Origin of the sequence: Nocardia terrae (assembly GCF_009760405.1) — a bacterium.
In the GTDB taxonomy this organism is placed as follows: domain Bacteria; phylum Actinomycetota; class Actinomycetes; order Mycobacteriales; family Mycobacteriaceae; genus Nocardia; species Nocardia terrae.
In genome coordinates, this window is record NZ_WRPP01000002.1 from 295,729 (window position 1) to 321,800 (window position 26,072).

24 protein-coding genes are annotated in these 26,072 nt (G+C 69.8%); 17 read left to right on the top strand and 7 right to left on the bottom strand.

What is annotated here, in order from left to right; translation table 11 throughout:
- Positions 1-29 precede the first annotated feature (29 nt).
- The 4 genes from GPX89_RS11160 to GPX89_RS11175 form a co-directional block, all read right to left on the bottom strand.
- Positions 30-704 carry an esterase/lipase family protein gene (locus GPX89_RS11160; protein ID WP_328601713.1) on the bottom strand — a complete coding sequence of 225 codons (675 nt, stop codon included), beginning with the start codon at positions 702-704 and terminating at the stop codon, positions 30-32.
- Positions 705-790: 86 nt separating this feature from the next.
- Positions 791-1,621: an alpha/beta fold hydrolase gene (locus GPX89_RS11165; protein WP_157387437.1), complete on the bottom strand. Its 831-nt coding sequence runs from the start codon at positions 1,619-1,621 to the stop codon at positions 791-793.
- Positions 1,622-1,713: 92 nt separating this feature from the next.
- On the bottom strand, positions 1,714-2,739 hold the full coding sequence (locus tag GPX89_RS11170; protein ID WP_157388121.1) for an NAD-dependent epimerase/dehydratase family protein: 1,026 nt from the start codon (positions 2,737-2,739) through the stop codon (positions 1,714-1,716).
- A 100-nt stretch (positions 2,740-2,839) separates the two neighbouring features.
- A complete protein-coding gene (locus GPX89_RS11175) occupies positions 2,840-4,507 on the bottom strand; it encodes a fatty acid CoA ligase family protein (protein ID WP_235947073.1) in 1,668 nt (555 codons plus the stop codon).
- A gap of 418 nt (positions 4,508-4,925) precedes the next feature.
- Between GPX89_RS11175 and GPX89_RS11180 the strand changes: the two genes are divergently transcribed.
- From GPX89_RS11180 to GPX89_RS11200, 5 genes are all read left to right on the top strand, one after another.
- Positions 4,926-5,972 carry a 3-oxoacyl-ACP synthase III family protein gene (locus GPX89_RS11180; RefSeq protein ID WP_157387439.1) on the top strand — a complete coding sequence of 349 codons (1,047 nt, stop codon included), beginning with the start codon at positions 4,926-4,928 and terminating at the stop codon, positions 5,970-5,972.
- Between the two features lie 4 nt (positions 5,973-5,976).
- Positions 5,977-6,891, top strand: coding sequence for a hypothetical protein (locus tag GPX89_RS11185; RefSeq protein ID WP_157387440.1), 915 nt, complete (start codon positions 5,977-5,979; stop codon positions 6,889-6,891).
- A 248-nt stretch (positions 6,892-7,139) separates the two neighbouring features.
- A complete protein-coding gene (locus tag GPX89_RS45390; RefSeq protein ID WP_157387441.1) occupies positions 7,140-9,164 on the top strand; it encodes a helix-turn-helix transcriptional regulator in 2,025 nt (674 codons plus the stop codon).
- 60 nt (positions 9,165-9,224) lie between these two features.
- The gene (locus tag GPX89_RS11195) at positions 9,225-10,565 is read left to right on the top strand and encodes a lipase family protein (protein WP_157387442.1); all 1,341 of its coding nucleotides are present in this window, start codon (positions 9,225-9,227) and stop codon (positions 10,563-10,565) included.
- A gap of 19 nt (positions 10,566-10,584) precedes the next feature.
- Positions 10,585-10,992, top strand: coding sequence for a hypothetical protein (locus tag GPX89_RS11200; protein WP_157387443.1), 408 nt, complete (start codon positions 10,585-10,587; stop codon positions 10,990-10,992).
- Between the two features lie 25 nt (positions 10,993-11,017).
- Here the strand turns inward: GPX89_RS11200 and GPX89_RS11205 are convergent, their stop codons facing one another.
- The gene (locus GPX89_RS11205) at positions 11,018-11,824 is read right to left on the bottom strand and encodes an SDR family oxidoreductase (RefSeq protein WP_157387444.1); all 807 of its coding nucleotides are present in this window, start codon (positions 11,822-11,824) and stop codon (positions 11,018-11,020) included.
- Between the two features lie 35 nt (positions 11,825-11,859).
- Positions 11,860-12,897 carry an alpha/beta hydrolase fold domain-containing protein gene (locus GPX89_RS11210; RefSeq protein WP_157387445.1) on the bottom strand — a complete coding sequence of 346 codons (1,038 nt, stop codon included), beginning with the start codon at positions 12,895-12,897 and terminating at the stop codon, positions 11,860-11,862.
- A 186-nt stretch (positions 12,898-13,083) separates the two neighbouring features.
- Between GPX89_RS11210 and GPX89_RS11215 the strand changes: the two genes are divergently transcribed.
- Positions 13,084-13,842, top strand: coding sequence for an ArsR/SmtB family transcription factor (locus GPX89_RS11215; protein WP_157388122.1), 759 nt, complete (start codon positions 13,084-13,086; stop codon positions 13,840-13,842).
- Between the two features lie 92 nt (positions 13,843-13,934).
- On the opposite strand, the gene GPX89_RS11220 is transcribed toward GPX89_RS11215, so the two are convergent.
- Complete coding sequence (locus tag GPX89_RS11220; protein WP_328601714.1) at positions 13,935-14,696, bottom strand: 3-hydroxyacyl-CoA dehydrogenase; 762 nt, start codon at positions 14,694-14,696, stop codon at positions 13,935-13,937.
- Positions 14,697-14,961: 265 nt separating this feature from the next.
- Between GPX89_RS11220 and GPX89_RS11225 the strand changes: the two genes are divergently transcribed.
- The 11 genes from GPX89_RS11225 (at position 14,962) to GPX89_RS11275 (ending at position 26,062) form a co-directional block, all read left to right on the top strand.
- A complete protein-coding gene (locus GPX89_RS11225; RefSeq protein WP_157387446.1) occupies positions 14,962-15,621 on the top strand; it encodes a hypothetical protein in 660 nt (219 codons plus the stop codon).
- Positions 15,622-15,638: 17 nt separating this feature from the next.
- Positions 15,639-16,514 carry a MinD/ParA family ATP-binding protein gene (locus GPX89_RS11230; RefSeq protein ID WP_157387447.1) on the top strand — a complete coding sequence of 292 codons (876 nt, stop codon included), beginning with the start codon at positions 15,639-15,641 and terminating at the stop codon, positions 16,512-16,514.
- On the top strand, positions 16,511-17,179 hold the full coding sequence (locus GPX89_RS11235) for a hypothetical protein (RefSeq protein ID WP_407939374.1): 669 nt from the start codon (positions 16,511-16,513) through the stop codon (positions 17,177-17,179). Before GPX89_RS11230 ends, GPX89_RS11235 begins: the two co-directional genes overlap by 4 nt.
- 79 nt (positions 17,180-17,258) lie before the next feature.
- Positions 17,259-17,549, top strand: coding sequence for a hypothetical protein (locus GPX89_RS11240; RefSeq protein ID WP_157387448.1), 291 nt, complete (start codon positions 17,259-17,261; stop codon positions 17,547-17,549).
- Positions 17,549-17,812, top strand: a complete 264-nt coding sequence (locus GPX89_RS11245) for a hypothetical protein (protein ID WP_157387449.1) — start codon at positions 17,549-17,551, stop codon at positions 17,810-17,812. The genes GPX89_RS11240 and GPX89_RS11245 overlap by 1 nt, the downstream gene beginning before the upstream one ends.
- A gap of 68 nt (positions 17,813-17,880) precedes the next feature.
- Complete coding sequence (locus GPX89_RS11250) at positions 17,881-18,708, top strand: hypothetical protein (protein WP_157387450.1); 828 nt, start codon at positions 17,881-17,883, stop codon at positions 18,706-18,708.
- A gap of 55 nt (positions 18,709-18,763) precedes the next feature.
- Positions 18,764-20,239: a hypothetical protein gene (locus GPX89_RS11255; protein ID WP_157387451.1), complete on the top strand. Its 1,476-nt coding sequence runs from the start codon at positions 18,764-18,766 to the stop codon at positions 20,237-20,239.
- A complete protein-coding gene (locus GPX89_RS11260; RefSeq protein WP_157387452.1) occupies positions 20,236-21,726 on the top strand; it encodes an SCO6880 family protein in 1,491 nt (496 codons plus the stop codon). Before GPX89_RS11255 ends, GPX89_RS11260 begins: the two co-directional genes overlap by 4 nt.
- Before the next feature lie 3 nt (positions 21,727-21,729).
- Positions 21,730-25,167 (top strand): hypothetical protein, encoded by a 3,438-nt coding sequence (locus tag GPX89_RS44485; RefSeq protein WP_235947075.1) that lies wholly within the window; start codon positions 21,730-21,732, stop codon positions 25,165-25,167.
- Entirely contained in the window at positions 25,164-25,472 is a 309-nt protein-coding gene (locus tag GPX89_RS11270) for a transposase (RefSeq protein ID WP_157387453.1), read from the top strand. Before GPX89_RS44485 ends, GPX89_RS11270 begins: the two co-directional genes overlap by 4 nt.
- A 56-nt stretch (positions 25,473-25,528) precedes the next feature.
- Positions 25,529-26,062, top strand: coding sequence for a hypothetical protein (locus GPX89_RS11275; protein WP_157388126.1), 534 nt, complete (start codon positions 25,529-25,531; stop codon positions 26,060-26,062).
- Positions 26,063-26,072: the final 10 nt, after the last annotated feature.

The window sequence follows — 26,072 nt, forward strand, 5'->3', positions numbered from 1 at the left end:
CCTCCCGTGCGAAACGATCTCACCCGAGGCTATCTGGCAAGACCTCCCGCCAGATCGACAATTGCGGACGACATGGGCCGTCCCGGATTTGGAATTCGAGGATGGCGGTGGCGCGGTGAGGGAGCGGCGATGACGATCGTTCTGGATCCGAGGCGATGGAACCGGATGAGCGGGCCGAGGCGCTGGCCAGGCCGATCTTCTTGCACATCTGGCCGACCCCGCACAACCTGGTCGGCCACGATCGTGTAGTCCACGCCCGGCACGGTGTCGCCGCCGTCGTTGAGACGGGTCAGCACGGGTGAACCGACCAATTGCTGAATTCCGGCGTGACCGAGGCTGGTGCCGTGATCGGTGGCACCGTAGGTGATCACATGGGCGACTTTGTGATCGGCTGGATTACTCGTATCGGCACCGCCGTTGAATTTCAGATATTGCCGGATGACGACACCGCCCTGGGAATGCCCGATCGTATCCACCTGTGCCGCGCCGGTGGTGGCCAGCACGCGATCCACGAGCGCCGCCAGTTGTGCGGCCGAGTCCTCGATGTAGCCGGTGGCCCCGGTGCCGGGTTGGACCAGCCCCGCGCCCGCGACATCCGCGCGTCCGTAATTGAAGGTGAAGACGCAGTAACCGGCCTTGGCCAGCTCGGGGCCCATATACGAATAGGCGCCGAAGGCGCCGGCCCAGGTGCCGTGGACGAGCACGACCGGACGGGGATGCGCCGCAACGGGTTTGCAGGACCAGTCGTTGTCTAACGGCCGGTATTGCCCGCCGGAATCTCGGGACCGGCTCAGCCCGCCAGGGCGGTGCGGGTGGCGGAACGGATTGCGGCGGTGACGGTTTCGGGCTCTTCCAGCATGACCAGGTGGCCGCACCCGCGCGCCTCGATGGCCAGGGTGGGGTTCAGGGTCGCGTTCAGGCGCGCGCCCGCGGCGGCGGACAGGACGCGATTCTCCAGCCCCCAGATGGTGGTGATGGGCGGGAAGTCCGCATCCGGCCGGAACTCGTCGAGCGCGGCCAGGGTCGACAGGTCGCGGGCGGTGGCGGCGGGCGCGAGCAGACGGCCGCGATCGCGCCAGCGGCGGTTCAGGTTGGCGAAGGCGGAGGCGTCCATATCGCGCCCGCGCGGGCCGAGCTGTTCGCGGACCACGTACTTCGCGACCAGGCCGGGCAGCCGGATCGCGCCCGCGACCGAATCGATCGGCAGGTGCGTGGCCAGGCGTGCGCCCAGGCCGGTGAGGGTGGGCCGCAGGGTGGCGGCGGTGAGGGGATTGCACAGCACCAGGGCACGCACCTGCTGCGGATTGCGGCGCGCGTAGAGCAGCGACGCGGCGCTGCCGAAGCAGTTGCCGACCATCGTCAGATTGGTGAGGGCGTGCGCGTCGATGAACTCCTCGACCATGCGCACATAGTTCTCGACCGTATACCCGCTGGTGGGGGAGTCGGAGTCGCCGTAACCGAACAGGTCCAGCGCGTACACGCTGTGGGTGGCCGCCAGCGAGCGGGTCTGATGCGCCCAGATGTGGCGATCGCCGCCGAGATTGTGCAGGAACAGAATCGGGTCACCCGACCCGGCGCGGTCGTACGTGACGGATACGCCGTGGTAGTCGAACTCCGGCATCGGGCGCTCTCCTCATTGAGTGCGATGTGTACTGCCCCATGCTAGCCGGTACCGCCAGTAACACAAGTTTGAGGAGAGTGCCCGAACGCTGGTCAGCGAGTGGATCCGGCGATCACCTCCCCGCTGCGGATCCAGGATTTCAGTTCGGTCATGCCGGTTTCGCGATCCATAACGGGCCGGTATCCGAAATCGCGGGTGGCGGCGGAGGTGTCATAGGTGCCCGAACGGGTCATGACCGCCACCGAGTAGCGCGACAGCGGGGGCGTCCAGTGCTCGGCGAGATACGGTACCCGCCTGAGGTTTTCGATGGCCGCGACCACCACCTCGACCAGCCGGGGATCGAGCTTGCGGCTCGGCCGGGCATAACCGAGGTCCTCGGCGACGTCGCCGAGGAAGCGCCAGACGTTCGTCTGCTCGGCATCGGCGACGAAATACGGCTTGCCGCCGACGTTCTCGCTGGTGGCGGCCAGGACCGCGGCTTCGACGATATTGTCGACGTGGCACAGCGAGGCATACACCTCGCGCCCGGACGACAGATCCGGCAGCGTGCCCGCGGCGGCCCGTTCCAGCAGCCGCACGATCGGCCCGGAGCGGTCGCCCGCTCCCCAGATGGCCCGCGGGCGCAGTGCGGTGGTGGTGAATTCGGCGGTATTCGCCTTCAGCACCAGCCGTTCCGCGGCGGCCTTGGTCTCGCAGTAGTAGTTGAGGTAGCGGCGCGGATACGGAACCGACTCGTCGATATCGATCTGGTCGCCGCCATCACGGTCCATGAGCGCGCTGGGACTCGAGATGAACACGAAACGCCGCGCTCCCGCGCCCCGGGCCGCGGCCAGCAGCCGGGCGGTGGCGGCGGTGTTCTCCGCCCAGAAGCGGGCGCGGGTGCCGCGCTCGTCCACGCGCGCGGCGCTGTGGAACACCACATCCACGCCGGCGGCGGCGCGGTCGAGGGATTCCGGATCACTCAGATCGCCGACGACCCGCTCGACCCGGTCGATGACCGGGTCGAGGTCGCGCAGATTGCTGGTGCGGCGCACCAGGATCGACACCTCGTAGTCGGTGTCCCGTACCAGGCGGCGCACCAGCGCTCCGCCCAGGAAGCCGGAGGCTCCCGTCACCATGGCCTTCACGATGCCCTTCCTGTCGCGGTGCCGCGGCGCCACCGGCTGGCCAGTTCGTCGGCGACCATGCGCACGACGACCTGGACCAGCGCGAGGGCTCTCATTTCTGTGCCGCCAGCTGCTTGTCCGCCCAGACCGTCAGCTTCTCGCGGCCGATCTTGGCGTTGTGGCGGATGTCCACCGGGAACCTCGGGTGGAACAGGAACTCGGTCACCGGCTTGGTGATCTCGAATTCGTCGCGGCGGCCGCGCAATTCGCGCTCCACCGCGTCCTTGTCGGCGCCCCGCTCGAGCTCCACGCACAGCACCGGCTGCTGTTCGCCCCGGGCGCCGACGCCCACCAGCGCGGTGCGGGCGACGCCCTCGACGGTATTGAAGACCTGCTCGACCTGCACGGTGAACATGGGCCCGTTGGCGGTGTCGAGGCGTTGACTCTTGCGGCCGCAGAACCGGATTCGCCCCGCGTCGTCGATCCAGGCGAGGTCGCCGGTGCGGTGCCAGGTCACCTCGCCGTCGGCGATCTTGCCGATCTTGTTGGCGGCCTTGGGCCAGAAGTACCGGGTACTGACGTTCGGGCCGGACACCACCAGCTCGCCGATGCCGCGCGAGGCCGCCAGGTCCGCGGCCCGGGCCTCGACATCCGACCATTCGGGCAGCGGATCATCGGTGACGGCGATGATGCGCGCCTGCACGTGCAGCGCCGGGCGGCCCACGCACACGCCCTGCCCGTGATGGGCCTGCTCCACGAGATCGCCCAGCAGTTCGCGGGATTCGATGGTGGCCATCGGCAGCGCCTCGGTGGCCCCGTAGCCGGAGTACACCTTGGCGTCCTCGGGCAGCGCCTGGCGCAGCGCGGCGATGCACCAGTCCGGGACCGGCGCGCCACCGGAATAGATGCTCTGAATGGTGTCGAGGTCCGCGCCGGATTCCTCGATGTGGTGCAGCAGCGGGATCAGCACCGCGGGCGAGGCGAACATGGTGCGCACCCCGAAGCGCCGCACCGCGTCCACCACGTGCGCGGGATCGGTCGCGCCGACCTTGGACGGGATCAACGGCGGTAGCACGCACCGGGATCCGAGCAGCAGCTCCAGAATGCCGGCCACCGGCGCGGTGATCAGCGAGGTGCCCGGGGCGACGTGCTCGCGCGCGTCGTCGACCTGATCGACCATGGCGCTGAGATTGCCGTGGGTGAGCACCACCGCCTTGGCGGGCCCGGTGCTGCCGGTGGTGTAGGCGATGAGCAGCGGCTCGTCGTCGGGCCCGGGCTCGCGCTCGGGCAGTGCGGAAGCCGGTGTGCGGCCCCAGCTTTCCAGGGTCGGGCCCTGCCACCAGGAGCGGCCGACGGTCACCGCCACCCGCACCTTGCGGAAGTAGGCGCGGAACACGATGCGCAGCGCCTGCGCCTCCGAGACGCCGACGAAGGCCTCCGCGTCGGCGGCCTGCAGGCAGCGCAGCATCTTGAACATGCCCATGCCGGGGTCGATCACGACCGGCACCGCGCCGATCTTGAACAGCCCGTACAGCACCGCGTAGAGCTCCGGTCCCGGCCGCACCAGCACGATGGTGCGCACGCCGCGGGCGACGCCGGCCTCGGTGAACCTCTCGGCGATGGTGTCCGACCACGCGTCGAGTTCGGCGTAGGTGAGCTGTCGATATTCGGGCACGCCGGCCCGATTCTTGCCGTCCGCATAGATCACCGCCTCCCGCTCGGGATGAGCGGCGACGATATCGCGGAAGCGATCGAGAGCGCGCCAATAAATGGTGGGCAAGGAATGCGACACACTTCCCCCAGAGAATTTGTCGAGGAATGCGAGGAATATCGGTGAGGTTACACGGGGTGCTGTCGAACCGCTAGCCGTGGCGATCCGTATTGACTTGATATACAACGTATTTAGTGTGTCCCGGGGTACCGACACGAGTTCCTCGTAACCCCCTACTCCACCCCTACGGGTGCGGGCCGGTGAACCGTTGCCTATCTGTGTCTTCCAGCGGATTCGAGGCCAAATACCGGTGGGCGCAGTGTGATTCGTGTGACCGGTGTGACTCTGGGCTACCGCTGGGTACGGTACCGTTTCACTCGGCATCGGGGCTACGGGATATCAGCGGGGCCGGCTCGGGGGACACCGAATTGCGGTCGCCGCAGCCAAATTCGACAGGACTCGTTCGGTCCAGAGAGTAGGGGGCCACATGCGTACACGTTTCGAATCGATCGGTGCGTACACACCCAGTACGATCCGCTCCACGGAAGACGTGATCGACGCCCTTTCCGTTCCCAGGGCATTGGACCTGGAACGAATTACCGGAATCAAGAATCGGCGCGTGCACGACAGCGATCCGGAGAATTACGAATCGTCGTTCGTGCTGGCGCGCAAGGCGATCGAGGACTGCCTCGAGCGCTCCGGCTACGAGGCCCGTGAGCTGGACGTGATCATCTCGGTGTCCATCACGCGCTTCACCGGACCCGGGCAGTTCTGCTACGCGCCGTCGTTCGCCGCACAGCTGGGCAATGTCATCGGCGCGACCAACGCGCTGCACTTCGACCTGTCCAACGCCTGCGCGGGCATGATCACCGGCGTGCTGGTGCTCGATCGGATGATCAAGGCCGGCGTGGTGCGCCGGGGCCTGGTGGTCAGCGGCGAGCAGATCACGCCCATCGCCGAGACCGCCACCCGCGAGATCTCCAAGCCCTACGACCCGCAGTTCGCGGCGCTCACCGTGGGCGACGCGGCGGTCGCGGTGGTCGTCGACGACCGCGGCAACGACGACGACGAGATCCACTACATCGAGCTCATGACCACCTCGGCCGGGGCCGAGCACTGCATCGGCCAGCCCTCGGACAAGACCACCGGCATCGCGATGTACACCGACAATCGCGCGCTGGCCAGCGAATCCCGCTTCCTGCAAGGGATTTCGCGGATGGCCGACTTCCTCCAGGAGAAGGGGCTGGCCTGGGAGAGTGAGAAGTACGACTACTGGATCCACCACCAGTTCAGTGGCCCGGCCATCGAATACATCAGCTCGCTCACCGAGCGGCACTTCGACACCCCGATGCCGCAGGCGCTCAATGTGTACGACGAGTACGGCAACACGGCGTCCACCTCGCACTTCCTGGTGCTGCGCGAACACCTCAAGCAGCAGAAGATCCCACGCGGCTCCAAGGTGCTGCTGATCCCCGAGGCGTCCGGCGTGGTGTCGGGGCATCTCGCCGCGACCATCACCCGGCTGGAGGCGTGAACATATGAGTACGGCAATCGTTTCGGCCGCGGTGTGCACCGACACCGATACCGGCAGCTACTTCGAGTTGGCGACGCGGGCCGGGCGGCAGGCGCTCGAGGCGGCCGAGGTGTCGCCCGAGCGGGTCGGCCTGGTGATCAACGCCGGTGTCTTCCGCGACAGCAATATCGCCGAACCCGCTGTGGCGGCGCTGATCCAGAAGCGTCTGGAAGTGGGCCTGGAGTACGAGACCGGGCGGGTGCCCGCGTTCTCGTTCGACCTGCTCAACGGTGCCACCGGGGTGGTGCACGCGCTCATGACCGCGCAGTGCTTCACCGGGCTCGGGGAAGTGGAGTACGCGCTGATCGTCGCCGGTGACACCCACCCGTCCACCGAGCGCGGGCGCGCGGACTTCCCCTACACCGCCGGCGGCGCGGCGATCCTGTTGCACGCCTCCGAGAGCGCGGGCGGATTCGGGCGCATCTACGCCGCCGAGACCCCGGGGGTGAAGGGGCCGACCGCCTGGGCCGACCTCGAGGCGGCGGGCACCGATGGTCGCAACGCGCTCACGGTGCGGCCGGAGATCGGTGATCCGCTGGCCCTGTCGGAATCGGTGCTGCGTGAATGCCTCGCCGGTGAGGGACTGCAAACCGGTGACTTCGCCACCGGCGCCGCGGTACTGCTCACGCCCGCCCCGGTCCCCGGATTCCGGGAACGGGTGGCGTACCACCTCGGCATTCCCTCTGCCGCCGTGGCGGGCATCGATCCCTTTGTCGGCGACCCGTATTCCGCCGGACCGGTGCACGCCTACCTGAGCGCGGCCTCCCAGGGCATGCTCGACGAGGCCCACACGGTGGTGTTCCTGGCCGCGGACGAGAATTCGGCGGCCTGCCTGGTGTACCGGCCGCGTGCTCTGGTCGCCGCTCAGGCCGCACCGTAGCCCAATCTGAAATACACTGTTCGGCAGTGAATTTCATCCGGTCAATGGTCGCCGGCGGGCAGTGTCGCGCCGCCGGTGACCACCGGAAATCGTTGTGCCCCGGCTGATCCTGGGCGTTCACGCGCCCTCGCTGCAATGATGCCGCTCCAGCACACTCGAGCTCGCCGTGCCACGCCTGTCAGTCGGGCGCATCCGATCGCTGAAAGGGATGTCAGATGGCGCGGTCGGTCGCTCGGGACCGAGAACACATGCCGGTGGGGGTCGGCGGGGGGATGGGATGTTCGGCGGCCACGCCGAGCCCGGCGGACGCGGCGCGGCTGCGGGTCGCGCAGGCGGTCGCGGTGCTCGACAGCACCGCCACGATCGCGCGGGTGGCGGCGCTGCTGGACGTGCGCGAGGAGGAAATCCGCACGCAGGTGGCGGAATTGGCCGACGCCGGACTGATCGTGGGGCAGTGCCGCGCGCATCCGGAGATGGCGGCGCGGGTGCTGGGCGAACTGCCCGCGGACCAGCGCCGGATACTGCACGCCGGGGCGGCCGAACTGCTGTGCCGCGAGGGTTTCGCGGCCGACGCGGTGGCCCGGCACCTGGTCGAGGCGGCGGAGGTGCGGGGCTCGTGGGCGGCGCAGGTCCTGCTCGAGGTCGCCGACGACGCCATCGACGCCGATGAACTCGACAGCGCGGGAACGCATTTGGAGCTGGCCTATCGAGCCAGCCGGCGCGCCGACGAGCGGGCCGCCATCGCGACCCGGCTGGTGGCGGTGGAATGGCGGATCAATCCGTCCAGCCGCACCCGCAATTTCGGTCGGCTCAAGGCGGCGCTGCGCACCGGGCGGGTGCCCTATCCCGACCTGCCGGCGACCGTGCTGCAGATGCTGTGGCACGGGTTCGTGCTGCACGTCGACCACGCGCTGGTCCGCTTGCGGCGCGGCGCGGACGGCGCGGGCGGGCTCGCGGACCGGCTCGAATTCCTCGGGGCCTGGCTGAAATACACGCACCCGGTGCAGGGGCAGCGGCACGAATGGCTCGCCACCGTGCGACCCGCTCTCGATTCCGTTCCGCTGGAACGGGATTCACCGCACCGCCAGGCCGCGGCGCTGCTCTCGGGACTGTGGGAGCAGCGCCCGCCCGCCGAGACCGCCGCGGCCGCGCAGCGGATCCTGGCCCAGCATCGGCTGACCCCGTCCACGGTCGAGGTGCTGGTCGCGGCCGTGGACTGCCTGCTGCACACCGATCGCCTGGACGCCGCCGACGCCTGGTGCACGTCCCTGCTGGCCGAGGCCACCGCGCGGCGCGCCCCGACCTGGCAGGCGCTGTTCGCCTCGGCGCGCGCGGAGACACTGCTGCGCAAGGGAAATCTGGTCGAGGCGGCCGGGCACGCCATGGTGGCGCTCAACCTGCTGCCCGCCGAACAGCTCGGGGTCTGGATCGGGCGGCCGGTCGCGGTACTGGTGCGGGCGCTCACCGCCCAGGGCCGCCACGCCGAGGCCGCCGCGCAACTGGAACGGCCGGTGCCGCGCGCCCTGTTCGAATCCCGTTTCGCGCTGGGCTATCTGCGCGCCTACGGCGAGCACTGCCGGGCCACCGGCCGGCCCGAGGAGGCGCTGCGGCACTTCCGCCGCTGCGGGCGGCTCATGGACGAGTGGGGCATGGACTTCGCCTGGCTCGCACCGTGGCGCAACGACCTGGCCGCGGCCAGCCTCGAGGCCGGACAGCAGTGGCAGGCCCAGACCTTCGCGACCCGCCACCTGGACGCGGTCGGCGGGGCCGAACAGCACTACACCGGGGCCGTGTCGCTGCGGCTGCTGGCCGCCACCAGCGATCCACTGCGGCGCGTGACCCTGCTGCGCCGGGCCGCGGCGCTGGCCCGCACCGGCGGCGACGAACTCGAATTGGCCACGGTGCTGGCCGATCTCGGCGACGCCTACCGGGCCTTGGGCGAGGCGGATCGGGCGCGGCCGCCGCTGCGGGAGGCGGCGCGGCTGGCCGAATCCTGCGGGTCGGAACCGTTGTTGGCGCGATTGCAGGTCGAGCCGGGGGCGGCCGCGGACGGCGGGACGCGCGACGGGGTCGGCGCCGGGGGCCATGAGCCGCTGAGCCCGGCCGAACGGCGGGTGGCCGAACTGGCCGCGGTGGGCAATCGCAACCGCGATATCGCCGAGGCGCTCAACATCACCACCAGCACCGTGGAGCAGCACCTGACCCGGGTGTATCGCAAGCTCGCGGTCGCGCGCCGCGGCGAATTGCGGTTCGCGCTGGCCAAGGTCGGGTAGCTCGGCGCGGCCGGACAACTCGAGATTGTCGGACAGGCTTTCGGTCGAAAGGGGATTGGCATGATCGCGCCTCGGTCCGGGGAACGACCGCCGCTGCCCGAGCAGGACCCGTTCTATCGGCGACCGCGCGGGCTCACCCGTGTCGCCCCCGGGACCGTCCTCCGGTCGCGGCCGGTGGAATTGGCGCTACTCGGGCGGATACCGCAGCGAATCACGGCCACCCAGTTGCTGTTTCGCAGCAACGACCTGCACGGGCGGGCCGAGGCCGCGGTCACCACGGTGCTGCTGCCCGCCGGGGCCGACCCCGCCGCCGCGCGACCGGTGGTGTCGTTCCAGTGCGCCATCGACGCCGTGGCCTCGAAATGCCTGCCCTCCTACGCGTTCCGGCGCGGCGCCCGGGCACTGGGGTCGATTCCGCAGTTCGAACTGGTGCTCATCGCGCAGGCGCTGACCCGCGGCTGGGCGGTGTCGGTGCCCGACCACGTCGGCACGGCCGGGCGGTTCGGCGCGCCCCGCGAGCCCGGCCACCGCACCCTCGACGGACTGCGCGCCACCCTGGGCTTCCTGGATCGCCCGATCGATTCGCCGGTGGCGCTGTGGGGCTACTCCGGCGGGGGACTGGCCACCACGTGGGCCGCCGAGCTCGCCGCCGCCTACGCTCCGGAGCTGAATATCCTCGCCGCCGTGCTGGGTTCGCCGGTCGGCGATCTGGAATCGACCTTCTTCCGGCTCAACGGCTCCACCTTCGGCGGGCTGGCCACCCTGTGCCTGGCGGGCCTGCGCCGCGCCTACCCGGCCCTGGACCGCAGCCTGCGCGAACACCTCGACACCGACTCCCTGGCCCTGCTCGACCGGGCCGAGACCAGCGCCACCATCCCATTGCTGTTGCGCAGCTTGCGTTTCCGCGTCGACGACCACGACGGTTCGGCCCTGGCCACCCTGCGCACCCGGCCCGAGGTGCGCGCGGTGCTGTCGGACCTCAACCCCGGCGAGTGCCCGCCGCGCTTCCCCGTCCTGGCCGTGCAGGGCGTGCACGATCTGATCATCCCGTGCGGCAATGTGGACCGCCTGGTCGACCGCTACCGCGCCGCCGGCGTCTCCGTCCACTACCGGCGCGACATCCTGGGCGGCCACGTCGGCCTCGGCCTGCTGGCCGCGCCGCTGTGTGGGGACTGGCTCGCCGACCGATTCGCCGAGCGCCCGCTGCCCGCGGGAACAACCCGGACCGTCCCGTCCGTGGCCTTCTCGCTCCCGGCGCTGCGCGGCTATCTCGGCCTGGCCGCCCTCCTGCTGCGCGCCGCCGCGGCGCGCCCCCTGCCCGCGCCCGCGACCCTCGATGAAGATCGAGCATCGATTCGCCCGAACCGTGCCGCCCTCGGCGACCTCGCTCCTACGGTGTAGTCCGTCGAAGGGATTGGCCATGACGGCAACCGACAAGATCCTCATCATCGGCGGCCTGCTGACGCTCACCTACGGGGCCCTCCTCGGCTACCCCATGACCGCCCTGCGCATGCGCACCGGCAACCCGCCCACCCCCCGCTACCTGACCGTCGCCCACGTCGGCGCGGTCATCCAGGGTGTCATCCTGCTGAGCCTGGTCTGGGCCGCCAACCTCTCCACCCTCTCCAGCGCCTGGAACATCACCGCCGCCTGGCTGCTGGTCCTCTCCGGCATCCTCATCGCCGCCAAGGACACCATCAACTGGCTCACCGGCATCAACGACGAATTCGCCGACAAGGCCCGCACCGCCCCCCTCGGCCTCGCCGGGGCCCTGACATTGGCGGTCGGCCTGGCCATCCTCATCGTCGGAGACCTGTCGGCCCTCTGAACCAGATGACTTCTTCGTCAGCGAGCTACAGGGTGTCGGCCTTGCTGAGCCAGCCGACGACGGCGCGGGTGACGAAGGGTGGGGCGAGGCGGTTGGCGAGGCTGGTCAGTTTGGTTTGGAGGCCCACCAGGACGTGGGGGCCGGTGAGGGGGCGGCGGGTGGTTGCGGTGTGCCACACGGATTCTGCGACGTCCTCGGGGGTGAGGTGGACGCCCAGGGTGGTGGCGGACTTCGAGCCGCGGCTGACCTCGGTCATCATGTCGGTGGCGACGAAGAGGGGGAGTAGGTCGCTGACGGTGATTCCGTAGTGGCGCCATTCGAGGTCGAGGGCCTCGGTGAGGCTGCGGACGGCGGCCTTGGTCGCGCCGTAGGTCGCCAGGCCGGGCTGGCCGTAAAGGGCTGAGGCGGAAGCCAGATTGATGACGCGGCTGCCCGGGGTGCGGCGCAGGTAGGGGAGGGCGGTGTGGCAGCCGTTGAGGACGCCTTTGATGTTGACGTCGATCAGGCGGTGCTGGCGGTCGAGGGGGATGTCGCCGAGTGCGCCCGAATAGAGGATGCCCGCGTTGTTGACCAGGAGGTCCAGGCGGCCGGTCGCGTCGAAGAACTCCTTCAGGGCCTGATCCCAGCCTGCGGGATCGGTGACATCGAAGGAACCGGTGACGGTGTGCCCGCCGATCGCGTCGGCGGTGGCGCGGACCGTATCGGCGTCGATGTCGTAGAGGCCGACCGTCCAGCCCTGCCGGGCGAAGCGGGTGGCGATGGCGCGGCCGATGCCGGCGGCGGCGCCGGTGACGAACACGGCCGGGCGGGAAGTGGTGGCGGGCTGGGACATCGGGGGCCTCTCGGATCGGGGCCGCCGCCGTCGGATCAGGCGGCGGTGCGGCCGGAACGTCCGGGTTCGATCATCGCACGGTGGAATTCGGCCGCGTCGCGAGCGGCGTCGCGGCCGTCGGCGAGCAGGCCCGCGCCCAGATGGATGAGGGTGTGCGGGGCGCTGGGACGGATCTGCAGGCGCAGCGGGACCCCCGCCGCGTCGGCGCGCCGGGCCACCGCGAGCGCGTCGGCGAGCAGCATCTCGCGGGAACCGACCTGCAGCAGAATCGGTGGCAGGCCGGTGAAGTCGTGGTTCACCACCGACCACGCCGGGTCGAGGACGCCGTCGACGGCGATGCCGCGGCGCACCACCATGTCCGGCCCGGCCGCGGGCAGCACCGCGTCGTCGCCCGCGTTCGGATGCGCCAGCCGCGCGGTGGAGTCGAAGTCGGCCCACGGCGAGGTGACCGAAAGGGCCACGGGCAGTGGCAGACCCAGCTCGCGCAGGGTCAGGGCCAGCCGCAGCGCGAGCCCGCCGCCCGCGGAATCGCCCGCGACGATGATCTGCCCGGGCGGGAAGCCCTCGGCCAGCAGATGCCGGTAGGCGGTCAGCGCGTCGTCGAGGCTCTCGTTGGGGTGGGCGTCGGGCAACTGCCGGTAGTCGACGGTCAGCACCGGCAGTTCGCTCAACGCGGCCATGCGCGCGGTGTGGCGGCGGTAGCTGTTGAGCCCGCCCGCGATGAACGCGCCGCCGTGGAAGTACAGGATCGCGGCCTCGCGGTCCACCCGGGGGTCCGGTGCCGGGGCGGTCCACAGCCATTCGGCGTCGAAGTGCTCGAATCGCTTCGGCTCGCGCCGCACCCCGCGCGGGGTGCCGAGCACGGCGGCGGGCTTCTCCGAGAGCCGGGTGGCGCGGAAGACCAGCTCGGCCGGGCGCGGACCCAGGTCGGCGACCCAGGCTCCGGCGCGCAGGAACGTCTGCAGCGTGGTGCGCAGAACCGGATGGGCGAGCCGGGTGCCGAGGCGCGCCGGGCGGATCGTCTCCACGATCACCGACGAGGCGGGTTCCGAGGTCAGCGGCGTCGATGCCACGGGCACTCCTGTCCGCGCCACGAAACCACGGGCGCTACGTCTGACAACGATGTCGATCGGCCCGAGGGCCGTTGATCATCTTGACCCGCATCGCGCGGATTGTCATGTCCGAGAACGAAATTCCCACGTCATTGACATATGCAGGTAAATACCTGCATAATTTGGGGCGTGCAATCCGAACCCGACATGGACGCGGTCTTCAAGGCGCTGGCCGACGGCACCCGCCGGCTGCTGCTGGACCGGCTGCGTGAGAACAACGGCCAGACCCTGCGCGAATTGTGCGAGCGGGTCGAGATGGCCCGGCAGTCGGTGACCCAGCACCTCGACATTCTCGAGAAGGCCGGACTCGTGACCGTGCTGCGCCGCGGTCGGGAGCGGGTGCACTACATCAATCCGACTCCGATTCACGACATCGAACAGCGCTGGATCTCCGTCTTCGACCGTCCCAGGCTCGACGTCCTGCGCGCCATCAAGAACCAGGCAGAGGAGTACGCCATGACCGCCACCGTCGCGAACTACGTCTACGTCACCTACATCCACGCCACCGCCGAGCAGGTCTGGAAGGCCCTCACCGACGCCGACCTGACCGCCCAGTACTGGGGCCACGAGAACATCTCGGACTGGAAGGAGGGTTCGGACTGGGAACACCGCCGCGCCGACGGCTCCGGCAAGGTCGACGTGGTCGGCAAGATCCTCGAGGTCGAGGAGCCGCGCCGGCTGGTCCTCACCTTCGAGGACTCCCCGCACGAGGACCGTTCCCCGTCGGTGGTGACCTTCTTGATCGAGCCCCACCAGGACATCGTCCGCCTCACCGTCACCCACGAGAATCTGCCGAACGAGGAAATGCTGCAGGGCATTTCGAGCGGCTGGCCCGCCGTGCTGGCCAATATGAAGTCCCTCCTCGAGACCGGCAAGGTGCTGCCGCAGGCGCCGTGGGAGATGTAGCGGACGGCCGCGGACGAGAAAGGCCCCGGAGCGAGGGGCACTCGCTCCGGGGCCATTTCGTTCTCCGTATTAATTACCGGGGCGCCATTTGATTACCGGGGCGCCATGCGGATCGCGCCGTCGAGGCGGATAACCTCACCGTTGAGCATCGGGTTCTCCACGATGTGGCGGACCAGAGCGGCGTACTCGGTCGGGTCGCCCAGGCGGGAGGGGTGGGGGACCTGGGCGCCGAGCGCGTCGATGGCCTGCTGCGGCAGGGTCGCGAACAGCGGGGTGTGGAACAGGCCCGGCGCGATGGTCATCACGCGGATCTTGTACGACGCCAGGTCGCGCGCGACCGGCAGGGTCAGGCCGACGATGCCGCCCTTGGAGGCCGAGTAGGCGGCCTGCCCGATCTGTCCGTCGAATGCCGCCACCGAAGCGGTGTTGACGATGACGCCGCGCTCGCCGTCGGCCTCCTCGGTCGCCGAGATGCGTTCGGCGGCCAGGCGGATGACGTTGAACGTTCCGATCAGATTAACGTTGATGATCTTCTTGAAGGCGTCCAGCGGGAACGCGCCCTGCTTGCCGACCGTCTTCACGGCATTGCCGATTCCCGCGCAGTTCACCGCGATTCGCAGCGTTCCCAGCGCCTGCGCGGCGTCCAGCGCGGCGGTCACATCCTCCTCGCTGGTCACGTCGCCGGGCGAGAACACCACGCGCTCACCGAGTTCCTCGGCGATGGCCTTGCCTTCGGACGAGGGAAGATCGAGGATAACGACCTTCGCGCCGGCCGAGTGCAGTTCACGCACGGTGGCCAGGCCGAGTCCCGAAGCGCCACCGGTCACTACCGCGGCGATGTCAGCAGTCTTCACAAAACCTCCAAAATTCTTGGTCTTGTTAATGTAGATTCTGCTCCATCGTCTGGGAAGACCGCCCCGTCGGCGTGGCGTTCACGTGATGGCGCGAACCCTGCTACTCGCACGCGCGCGCGGATTCAGAGGAGTGTCGTCCGGCGCGTCGAGTCGTTGGAATCCTGTTCATGCGAGAGAATTTCCGATCGGGACCGTTCTGCGGCCACCAGTGACAACAGACGACAACAGACCGTCCGCCACGACCGACCGCCGAGAGGGTCAGACGATGCCGAGCGACGTGCCCGTACCGGGAATGTTGAAGTCGTACAAAAAACAGTCGCGCTGGTACCCCGCTCTGGACCCTGATGACCGAACGTCCGCCCCCGAACAGCCCGAGAACGAACCGGCTTTCGACGACGAGGGGGGTCCGGCCCGCTTCCCGCACTACATCCAGGACGTCGAGCCCGAGCTCGACATCCCGCCCGTGCCCGAATCGGTGCTGCGGCGCAATCACTTCGACGGGGCCTGGTCGGATTGGGTGGGCGAGCGCGGCGAGACCGATTCCTACACACCGCCGGTGCGCTACCGCGGCAGCACAGTCGTCGAATTCCCCTCCGACAGTGACGAAACCGGCGCTGCCCGCTCCGATCGGGCCTCCGAACTGCTGGACGCTCTCGACGAGGAAAAACCGGCCCGGCCCGAGCCCAGCACGCGCCGACGCCTTTTCGCCTTCGGCTTCCTGATTGTTGCCATTGTTTTGCTAGCCATTGCCGGTGGGGTTGCTCTATATGTGCTGAATTCCCATGGCGGCACTGCGCAATCCACCGGCACACCTGAAGGCGGACCCGGTTCCGGCCCGATCGCCGTCGTGGCGGCGTACAACGAAATGACGGCCACCGCGATCATCGGCGACCATGGACCCGCCGTCAGCGTTCCGGCCGGATAACGAGGAGAGCGGAGACAATGGATCAGGACTGGAGCCGCTGGCTCGACGAGGTGCCCGAAGAGGGTGAATCGCCGGGCCGTGCCGCGCGTTCCAAGGCTCCGGTGGTGCGCTTGCGCAAGCGTCGCGGCGACGGCGGTGACGCCGGTCCCGCGCCGCGGCCGATCCTGGTGGTGGGTGGCTGCGGTGGCGCGGGCACCACCACCACGGCCCTCGGCATCGCGGGGGAGATGAGCGCCGCGGGCGCCCAAACCGTGGCCGTGGACGGCACTTTCGCGGGCAGCGATCTGGCGCTGCGCGGGGCCGACGAGCACCTGAGCCCGATCAGCCTGCAGGCCTGGCTCTACGGCCGCGGCGACGACGAGGCCGCGCCGCTCAAGGAATGCCTGTCCCGCGCGACCTCCGGAATCGGGCTGCTGTGGCGCGATCCCGCGCCCCTGCGCCGGCGCGCCACCTACCTCACCGTGGCCCGCGCGCTGGGCGAGACGAGCTACACCCCGGTGTACGACGGCGGCAACCCGATCGCCAGCCGTCACCTGCGCCCGCTGCTCGAGGACGCCGATATCGCACTGGTGCTGGCGATTCCGGCGCGCGTGGACGCGGCCAACCGGCTGCGCGTCACCCTCGAGTGGCTCGACGACCAGTTCGGCGGCCAGGGCGAGGGCCAGGGTGACGGGATTGTCGGCGATACCACGATTGTCGTGTCACATCAGTTGCCAGGCAGCGATTCTCGGATCGCTGAGCATTTGCGGGAGCATCTGGACGGCTGGGTCAACGAGATCGTCGAGATACCCTATGACCCACACCTCGCACGCGGAGAGTTGGTGCGGCACAGCAACCTGGCCGCCGAGACACGCCGCGCGTATCGCCGCCTGCTTGCTGGAGTGGCATCATGACCGCAGCCATGAAGGAACATCGACCCTCCGCCCGGAGCATCGATTCGGGGGCCGCCGGAGCGGCCGGTGTGGTGCCGCCGCCGGAATCACGACGCGCACCGATCTGGGACCGACCCGTACCCGGCGGCGGCCGCGCACCCCTGGTGTGGCTGCTCGGCGTGCACGGCGGCGCGGGCACGACGACCCTCGCGCATGTGCTTGCGCCCGCGGCGGATTCGTACCGCCGCTGGCCCGGCGTCTTCGACCGGGAATCCCCGTTCGTGGTGCTGGTGGCACGCGAGACGATTCCGGGCCTGACCCGCGCCCACGACCTGCTGCGCCAGCATCACGCCGGGCTCGCGGGCCCGAGCGAGGTGCTCGGCCTGATCACGGTGGCCGCGCGCCCGGGCCGGATTCCGGCCGAGATCCGCCGCTACCGCGATGTGGTCGGTTCGCTGGCCGGACAGGTGTGGCAGCTGCCCTGGCACGAGGAATGGACGCTCGTGGAGGCCGAGAAGCTGCCGGTGTGGTCACCGGGCGACCCGGTCCCGCAGCAACGTAAACGCAAATCCGATCCGCTGGAAGAGATTACGACGGAGGTGCGGGAGCTCGGTTCGAGCATCCTGGCCGCCGTACAGGACGCCATGGACGCCCCCCGCTCCACTGATCCGGAGGCGGACGAGTGATCATGAACGTCGAACCCGAAGTTGGTGCCGATATAGGCGAAAGTTTCGCTAGCAGTTCGCTTTTGGAGAAGGAAAGACAATGAGCATGCTATTGGCCGTACACGACGCGTACGGGCAGCTCCTCGCCCAGGTCGGGAACCCGACCCCGGAGGCGCCGCCCGCGTCGGACAAATTGCTGAAATTGGTTCGGTACTTCACCTGGTTCGTGCTGTTGTCGGGAGTCCTGGGCATCACCTACGCCGGTGGTCGCTTCGCCTGGGAGAAATGGACGGGAGGCGGTTTGGAGTCGCCGAAGATGGTGGCCGGGGCGATGATCGGAGGGATCATCGCCACGAGCGCGGGCACGATCATGAACGCTGTGATCACCTAATGTCCACGGCGGTGGCCATCCTGGCCTACAAGCAGATGCCGTCGGATGTGATCCGGCCGCTCATGCAGCTCATCGACTGGCTGCTGTGGTGCGTACTGCTGTTCTGCCTGGCCTGGATGATCCTGGCGGCGGGGCGGCTCTGGTACGCCTTCCGCGACGACCTGGCCGCCAACGACGCGACGCACGGGGTGGTGATGAGCCTGCTGGGCGCGATCATGGCGACCTCGGCCAGCGGAATCGCGCTGGCCCTGCTCCCGACCTGAGGGATACGGGCAGCTGAATTGTCCACTGTCACACACACTCTGGTAACCGACACCGTGGAGGCGAAGCGATGAGCGAGAAGGAGTCGCCCGAGCGCGACCGCGTCTCGTTCGGTGTCATCGCCTCGGCCGCCCTGGTCGCGGTGATCATCGTCGCCGGCCTGGTGGTCTACTTCGGCCACGGTTCGTCCAAGCCGAGCGCCAAGGACGACGGGACCGCCCCGGTGACCTCTTCGGAGACCGGCGTGACCGGATTCGCCTCGCCCGAGGTGGATCTGTTCGGCCGCCGCGTCGACATCCCCAACAACACCGACGGGCAACCGCTGCCGCAGGATCCGTCCAAGCAGCGCAAGACCACCGACACCGATTGGCTGACCGCCGCGCCCCAGGGTCTCGCCGACCCGCACGGCTGGCAGCGCGTCTACGGCGCGTCGGTGCCCTTCTCCACCTCCGACGGTCCCGCTCGCCTGGAAAACGGCCTGGCCGTCGGCTATTCGCACACCCCGCAGGGGGCCGCGCTGGCCTCCGCGCAGATCACCTACCGGCTCAATGCCCGCCCGGCCGACCGGGAGCTGTACGTGCGGCAGGTCCGCGTGCCCGCCGAGCAGCTCACCGCCTACGACCAGGCGCTGGCCGATCAGCGACTGCCGAAACAGCAGCCGGAGAAGGTGACCCGGTATCTGGTGGCGCCCGACGCCTTCCAGATCGAGAACTACGCCGACGACATGGCCATCGTGCGGCTGGCCGCGCGCGGGCCGGTGGTCGACAACCGGCAGCTGTGGGCGGCCGTGCGGCTGATCATGGTGTGGGACGCCGGCGACTGGCGGCTCAAGCCGTCCAGCTCGAAGACCGCACAAACCGAATACGTGGATTCGCTGGCGGGGTGGACCCGATGGTGACCACGGCGCACATATCGACAGACATGGCATCGCGACCCATCGAAAGGTGGACCACATGCTGAGGCGGCTCGTCACGATTCTCGCGGTCGTATTCACCGTCATGATCGCGACACCGACGGTGGCCTACGGCCAGACCTACGGGTACGACCAGGCCTGCAACGAATTACACGACTCCCTCGACGGTCTGGGCGTGCCGGGTCTGTCGCTGGGTGACGCCGCGTCGGCGGCCTGCAAGGCCAGCAATGTCGCGACCCATCCGGGCGATGCCGCCGCCACCGTGCGGGACAAGGCATGGGACTCCACCTTCGGCAAGGTGGTGGATTCACTGATGAACGGTCTGGGCGAGGCGTTGATCCTGGCGCTGACGTTCTGGATGAAGCTGCCCAACGACCGGGTCAGTGACGCGGGCACGTTGTTCACGAAGATCAACGACTATACGTATCAGGCGCAGATACTCCTCTTAATGGTGTCGGTGATCCTGACCGGTCTCAAACTCGCGCAGGCGAGACGGGGAGCCGCGGTCAGTGAGGCCACCGATTCGTTCTGGATGTTCGCGCGCGTGGTCTTCAGCTCCTGGATGCTCGGCGCGGTGATCGTGGCGGCCACCCAGGCCTCGGACAAGTTCTCCGAGTGGATCATCAACGACTCCACCGGCGGCAATGCCAAGGACATGGCCGAGCTGATGGTGAAAACCACCAAGCTGCAAGCCTTCTCGCCCGGTCTGGTGCTCATCATCGCCATCGTCGGCCTGCTCGGCGCGCTGGCCCAGATCGTGCTGGCCATCGTACGTCAGGGCATGCTCGTGGTGGCGGCGGGCGTGCTGCCGCTGGCGGCGGCCGGATCGGGCACCGGCATCGGCCGCTCCTCCTACAGCAAGCTGATCCGCTGGATTATCGCCTTCATGCTCTACAAGCCGGTCGCGGCGATCGTCTACATGATCGCCTTCACCACGGCCGGCGCGACCGATGCTCGTACCGGCACCACCACCCTGCCCGACGCCGACGAGGCCCAGCGCATGCTGGTCGCCATCGTGCTGCTGGGCAGCGTGGCGTTCGTGCTGCCCGCCCTCATGCGCCTGGCCACCGCCGGTGAGGTCGCCATCGTCGGTTCCGGCGGTTCGGGTCTGGCCGCCACCACCGGCACCCTGGTCGGTATCGCGGCGCTGGGCGCGGTCGGTTCGCGGGCGGTGGCCCCGCGCGCGGTCTCCGGTGCGCCCGGGTATGCCGGACGCGGCGGGCGGCCCGGCCGTCCGGGCGGACCGGGCGGACCCGGTGGCGGCGGGCTGCCCCGTCCGACACCGCAACCCAGGCCCGGCGGCGGTGGCGGCGCCGCCCCCAACGCCGCGAGTCCTGCCGCGCAAGGCGGCGGTGGCGCAGTACCGTCAGGCGCGTCCCGCGTGGCCAACCGTGTCGCCCAGGTCCGGGCCGCGACCGCCTCGCTCGGCAAGGCCGAGAACACCGCGGGTGACGTGGCCGGTGACCGCTGGGTCAACCGTTCACCCGACCTCGGCAGGAGCACCATTCCGCGATGACGATGACCGAGACCTACGAGCGCCGCTCGTACGGACTGTGGCAGAAGCCCCGCAGCGCCGGCCTTTTCGGCCTGCGCTGGGGCGAGACCGTGGTCGGCTTCGCCGTCGTGATCACCGCGCTGCTGACGGCGCTGGTGGCGGGCCCGAAACCCGCCGCCGTGGTGGCGGGCGTCGGCCTGGTCGTGATGGTTCCACTGGTATGGCGGACCGGGGGCCGCTCCGGCTACGAGAACGGATTGATGATGTTCCATTGGTTGCGTGGCCGTTCCAAGGGCGAGCACGTGTACCGGGGCGGGCGCTTCTCCCGGATTCCCGGCGGCGTCACCCGGCTGCCCGGGCTGATGGCCCCGTCGCGGCTCTACGAGGGCATCGACGCGGGCGGCTACAGCTTCGGCATGATCCACCTACCGCAATTCGCCCAGTACACAGTGGTTCTGCGGGCTTGGCCGCAGGGCCACGAGGCTGTCGACCAGCCGGTCATCGACCGCTGGGTCGGGGCGTGGGGCACCTTCCTGGCCTCGCTGGGCCAGACCTCCGACATCGTGGCGGTGGTGCCGGTCATCGACACCGTGCCCGAGACCGGAAACCGTTTGCTCACCGAGGTTTCCACCATCACCCGGCCCGAGGCCCCCGATCTGGCGCAGCAGGTCATGTACGAGCTGGCCACCGAACTGCCGCAGGAACGGGTGCAGCTGCTGCCGCGGGTGGCGATCACCTTCAAGGCGACAACCGCTGAGCGGCGCAAGAATCCGGCGGAGGAGGCGGTCGAGATCGGGCGTCGCCTGCCGGGTATCTGCGCGGCGCTGGCCGAGGCGGGCGTGCGCGCCCAGCCCATGGCCGCCGAGGAGATCATCTCCTTCATCCGCCGCAGCTACGACCCGGCCGCGCAGGCCGACCTCGAGGTGGCCGCGGGCGAACCCGGTGGGCACGGCCTGGATTGGGCCGACGCGGGCCCGGTCTCGCACGAGGAGCGCTGGGACCACTTCATCCACGACGGCGGCCGCTCGGTCACCTGGGAGATGGACACCGCCCCGGAGGGCGCGGTGGACGAGCGCGTGCTGCAGCGCCTGCTCGCCCCCAACCCGGAGGTGCCGCGCAAGCGCATCACCATCGTCTACCGCCCGCACTCGGCCGGCGACGCCGCCCAGATCGTGGACGACGACTACAAGAACGCCCTGGTGGCACAGCAATCCGAGCGCGGCGTCGTCTCCGCCGCCGCCACCCTGCGCGTGGGCGCCACCCAGCAGGCGCGCGAGGAACAGGCCCGCGGCCACGGCGTCACCCGCTTCGGCGCCCTGGTCACCATCACCGAACCCCTGCGCGGCGACCTGCCCCGCATCGAGGCGATCACCCGGGATCTCTCCACCCAGGCCCGCCTCAAGATCCGCCGCTGCTACCGCTACCAAGCGGCCGCGTTCGCGGCGTCCCTCGGCTGCGGGGTGATCCTCCCCGAACACGCCACCATTCCGAAAGCGCTTGCGGGGTAACCCATGCCACGTGACATCGATCCCTCGGTCCGCGACCGCGAAGCCGCCGCCCCCACCCGGCGCGGCTCCCGCCGCGACCCCGACCCCGACCGCCGCGACGACACGGAGTTCTACGCGCCGCCCCCCTCCCGGGTCATGCGCGACGAACACCGCCCGCGCCGCGGCACCCTCCCGGACCGCCGCATGCTCCGCCGCGACACCCCGATCGACTACTCCGCGGAGTTCGCCGAGCAGGCAGGTGAGACCGGGCAGCCGGGTGACGGCCGTGAGCAACGGCCCGAGATCGCGGCGTCCGCAGGGGAAACCGCACGCTCGGCGCGCGGCTCGGAGATGGGCAGGGAGTTCCCCCCGGGTGATGCGACCGAGGCCGCGCGCCGGGAGAACGCGACGTCCGATGAGCGATCCCTCTTCGCGTCGGCCGCGCCGGGAGAGCCGGTCGGCGGGCGCACGACACGCACCGCGCAGCAGTATGGTGCGGCATCCGGTGAACTCGAAGGCTATCGGTCCCAGGTCGATTCCGAGCGCACTGCTTCGGCTGAGCGCCAACAGGATTCGGCATCGTCGGGCGACGTGTCGCGCGCGGAGCGGGGTGCGCGTGCCGGCGGTCGGGAAACGGGTGCCGCGGCGACCGGGCAAAGTCCGGCCGCAGCCGCTGAACCGACCGGTCGGACTGGGAACGGGTCGGAGCGTGACGATTATGCCGTGCGGCAACGGAGTACGTCGGTCGCCGGGGCCGGTGTGCGGGAGGCGGACGGACACCAGGAACTGACCGATCGGGACTCGGCGCGGGAGGCCGCTGGTCACGCTGTGCGCCAGGGTGATTCACCATCGGGCCGACAGCGAGGAGAGCCTGGGGAGGCGGCGTCGAGTCGCGCGAGCTCGGAGGCCGCGCCGGCACCCGGCTCGGAGCGTGAAAAACCGACCGGTCGCGAATCGTCCGGGCAGACAAGCGCGGAGGCGGGAAGTTCACCGGTGCGCCGCAAGCGTCCGGCCCTGCCCGCGCTCGAACCGGCCGACGGCGCGGGCGAAGCGGGGACGCCGAGCTCTTTCACATCCGGATTGTCCGGCACGGCAGCCGGGTCGACCGGGCGTGAACTGGTTGTGCGCGAAGCCGATTCGGCCGCCGCGCTGCGTGCCTCGGCCGCGGGTCCGGTGGGTGAGCCGACCGCACGCGGTACCGAGCGGTCGGAACGTCCGCGGAACGGGCGATCCGGTCGCGACGGCGCGGTGGCGCGGTCGGGCGGAGTGCGGGAAGGGGAGGCGGACTCGCAGGAGCGCGGCCGCGCCCGTGGACCCGAACGAACCGAGGGGGATCGTATGGGGCGCAAGCGCAGTCGCGAGGCTACCGCTGACGAACCGGCCGAGCGGCGTGCGGACTCGTCCGAGCGTAGGCGCGAACGGGGTCGCCCGGACGGCGAACCCGGGCGCGCGGAGCGCGGCGCGGCAGAGCGGGAACCTCGGCGCGGCAAGGGATTCGAGGGACGGACCACGGACCCGGATCGGGTGCACCTGGGCGGGCGCTCCGGAGCGCCGGCGCGGACGCGTTCGGCGCGGCCCGAGGGCGAATCGGGGGAGCGGCCGGTGCGGAATCGGCCCGCGCGCGGGGAGCGGCCCGCCGGTACCGAGCGGGTGCGGGGGAGTGGGCGGAAGGGGAAGCGGGACAAGGTCGTCGAGCAGGCCGAGCGGGAGGCGGCGGCCAAACGGGCCGCGGCGCGCAAGGCGGCGGCCAAGCAGAAGCAGTCGGGGCCGAAGCTGCTCGACGATTCGACGCGGGCCAAGCTCGAGGTCACCGCGCGCGAGGGGAACGGGATCAAGGCGGCGTGGGCCACGTTCCGGCTGCACACCGATGATCTGCGGCGGCGGAATTTCGCGGCGCGCGCGGAGCGGATGGAGTACGGGAGCTTCGACGAATTCGACCGCACCACAGCGCAACTCACCGACCGCGGGTACATCGGCGCGGGCGGCGGGCGGATGAACGTGGTCGGGCGGCCGGTGGAGTACCGGGCCACCACCGCGCAGGTCGCGGGGTTGTGGCCGTGGTCGGTGGGCGCGGGCGCGCCGCTGATCGGCACGCCGCTGGGATCGCATCTGCACACGGGCGCGCCGGTGTGCTTCGACCCGATGAACTGGTTCATGCGGGGCAGCTTCATCACCGCGCCGAGCCTTTTCGTGCTGGGCCTCAACGGTTTCGGCAAGTCCTCGCTGGTGCGCCGCATCGTGCTCGGCGGTGTGGCGCAGGGCATCACGCCGCTGGTGCTGGCCGACGTCAAACCCGACTACCGCAAGCTGGTGGAACTGGTCGGCGGCCAGGTCATCGATCTGGGTTACGGGCACGGCAAACTCAATCCGCTGGCCGCCGGTGTGCTGGGCTCGATCGTGCCGATGCTGAGCGGGTTCCCCGAACTGCAGACCCAGGTGATGCAGGAAATGCGTGCTCGCCAGGTGACTCTGGTGGCCGGTCTGGTGGAGCTGGTGCGCGGGGCGCGGGTGCGCGACTTCGAGGAGACGCTCATCTCGACGGCACTGCGGATTCTCTACCGTGAGGGCAGCGCCTTCAGCCCGGAGCAGCCGCCCATCATCGAGGACCTCCTCGAAGTGGTGGTCGCGGGCGGCGACGAACTGCAACTCGATGCGGGAGCGGACAACCCGGACGAATACCACGAGGCCATCAAGGGGCTGCGCCGCTCGCTGCGCGCTCTGACCCAGGGCCCGTTCGGCGCGGTCTTCAACGGCCAGACCACGACGCCGATCGACACCAACGCCACCGCCGTCTGCATCGACGTCTCCCACATCCCCACCGGCGACAAGAAACTCAAGGCCGCCGTCATGCTGGCCTGCTGGGCCGACGGTTTCGCCTCCGTCGAGGCCGCGCACGTGCTCGCCGACGCGGATCTGGGCCCGCAGCGCTACTTCCAGGTGGTCATGGACGAGCTGTGGCAGGTGCTGGGCCTGGGCGACTTCATGGTCGACCGCGTCGACGAGCTCACCCGACTGCAGCGCGGCATCGCCACCTCGCTGATCATGATCAGCCACACCATCAAGGACCTGCAGGCGCTGGGCTCGGAGGCCGCCATCGCCAAGGCGCTCGGCTTCCTGGAACGCGCCCGCGCCAAGATCTTCGGCGCGCTCCCGGCCGAGGAGATCGCCCGCCTGGATTCCACCGTGCCCTTCACGTCCGCCGAGGAGGAGATGGTGACCAGTTGGTCCGCGCCGCAGGCGCTCACCGGCGAGGCGCTGAAACCGGGCCAGACCCGTCCGCCCGCGCCCGGCACCGGCAAGTTCCTGCTCAAGATCGGTGAGGACCGCCGGCCCGGAATCCCGTTCCACATGGAGTTCACGCCGTCCGAACGTGAGAGCGGAATCCACGACACCAACCAGCGTTTCAGCGAATTCACCGAGAGCACGGCGAGCCGCGGCTCGGATGAGGGGAGCGCCGCATGATGCCGCACCGGTCGTATCGAAGAGTCTCGCCGGAGGTCCGTCAGGCCGCCGTCGAACAGGTCATCGCCCTCACCGGCAAGCTGCGCTCGGAATCCGAGGCCTGCCGGGTGGTCGCCGACCAGATCGGCGTGCACACCAATTCGGTGCGCAACTGGGTGCGAGCCGCGGAGAGCCCCGGCCTGGAACGCATGGACGCTATCGCGTTGCGCCGCAAGGTCGCCCTGCTGCAGCAGCAGCTGGCGGCCGCGGCCGAGATGAACCGGTCGCTGGTGGAAACCCTCCACGACGCCAAGCGAGGCACATGAGCCGCGCGATCGTGCGCCACCGACTAGCCTGGAAGGGAGGCCCTTCGCAGGTGGTGATGGTTGTGCTGTCCGTGGCGATGCTGGCCACCGCGTGTGGCGGCGGCTCGACCAGTGGCGGATCGAAATCGACCGCCGCGCAACCACCCACGTCCACCACCCGGTTGCTCGAGGTTGCCCCGGCCCCCGACCCCACCACTCCCGACGGCGTGGCGGTCACGGCACTGCAGCAGATCTACACCTGGTACCCCGCCACCGAGTCCGAGGGAGACGCACTCCGCCGGGCCCGGAAGTACCTGGGTCCCAGCCTGATCCGTACACTGGATACCCCATCCACCAGCGTGGAAACGCCGAGACCGTCACTGCGCTGGACCGACTGGGCCAAGGCCGGCGCGCACGTCGAGGCATTCGCGTTCGCGTCCGGAGAGAAGGCCCCCGCGGGCACGGACCCGAACCGGCAGCAGTACAAGATCGGCATCGAGCAGACGGTCGTCTACCCGGACGGCAAGCGTGAGGCGCTACCCCCGGCCACGGTCGTCGCCACCGTCGTGCGCGGCGCTACCGGTGGCTGGTTGCTGGACGAGTTTCGTTGAGCGCTAACGA

Coding starts and splice junctions, on each gene's coding strand:
- GPX89_RS11240 (WP_157387448.1), top strand. CDS start 17,259: ATGAGCATGCTATTGGCCGTACACGACGCGTACGGGCAGCTCCTCGCC.
- GPX89_RS11255 (WP_157387451.1), top strand. CDS start 18,764: ATGCTGAGGCGGCTCGTCACGATTCTCGCGGTCGTATTCACCGTCATG.
- GPX89_RS11245 (WP_157387449.1), top strand. CDS start 17,549: ATGTCCACGGCGGTGGCCATCCTGGCCTACAAGCAGATGCCGTCGGAT.
- GPX89_RS45390 (WP_157387441.1), top strand. CDS start 7,140: ATGCCGGTGGGGGTCGGCGGGGGGATGGGATGTTCGGCGGCCACGCCG.
- GPX89_RS11270 (WP_157387453.1), top strand. CDS start 25,164: ATGATGCCGCACCGGTCGTATCGAAGAGTCTCGCCGGAGGTCCGTCAG.
- GPX89_RS11200 (WP_157387443.1), top strand. CDS start 10,585: ATGACGGCAACCGACAAGATCCTCATCATCGGCGGCCTGCTGACGCTC.
- GPX89_RS11260 (WP_157387452.1), top strand. CDS start 20,236: ATGACGATGACCGAGACCTACGAGCGCCGCTCGTACGGACTGTGGCAG.
- GPX89_RS44485 (WP_235947075.1), top strand. CDS start 21,730: ATGCCACGTGACATCGATCCCTCGGTCCGCGACCGCGAAGCCGCCGCC.
- GPX89_RS11170 (WP_157388121.1), bottom strand. CDS start 2,739: ATGGTGACGGGAGCCTCCGGCTTCCTGGGCGGAGCGCTGGTGCGCCGC.
- GPX89_RS11225 (WP_157387446.1), top strand. CDS start 14,962: ATGCCGAGCGACGTGCCCGTACCGGGAATGTTGAAGTCGTACAAAAAA.
- GPX89_RS11250 (WP_157387450.1), top strand. CDS start 17,881: ATGAGCGAGAAGGAGTCGCCCGAGCGCGACCGCGTCTCGTTCGGTGTC.
- GPX89_RS11230 (WP_157387447.1), top strand. CDS start 15,639: ATGGATCAGGACTGGAGCCGCTGGCTCGACGAGGTGCCCGAAGAGGGT.
- GPX89_RS11235 (WP_407939374.1), top strand. CDS start 16,511: ATGACCGCAGCCATGAAGGAACATCGACCCTCCGCCCGGAGCATCGAT.
- GPX89_RS11180 (WP_157387439.1), top strand. CDS start 4,926: ATGCGTACACGTTTCGAATCGATCGGTGCGTACACACCCAGTACGATC.
- GPX89_RS11275 (WP_157388126.1), top strand. CDS start 25,529: ATGGTTGTGCTGTCCGTGGCGATGCTGGCCACCGCGTGTGGCGGCGGC.
- GPX89_RS11205 (WP_157387444.1), bottom strand. CDS start 11,824: ATGTCCCAGCCCGCCACCACTTCCCGCCCGGCCGTGTTCGTCACCGGC.
- GPX89_RS11185 (WP_157387440.1), top strand. CDS start 5,977: ATGAGTACGGCAATCGTTTCGGCCGCGGTGTGCACCGACACCGATACC.
- GPX89_RS11195 (WP_157387442.1), top strand. CDS start 9,225: ATGATCGCGCCTCGGTCCGGGGAACGACCGCCGCTGCCCGAGCAGGAC.
- GPX89_RS11165 (WP_157387437.1), bottom strand. CDS start 1,621: ATGCCGGAGTTCGACTACCACGGCGTATCCGTCACGTACGACCGCGCC.
- GPX89_RS11215 (WP_157388122.1), top strand. CDS start 13,084: ATGGACGCGGTCTTCAAGGCGCTGGCCGACGGCACCCGCCGGCTGCTG.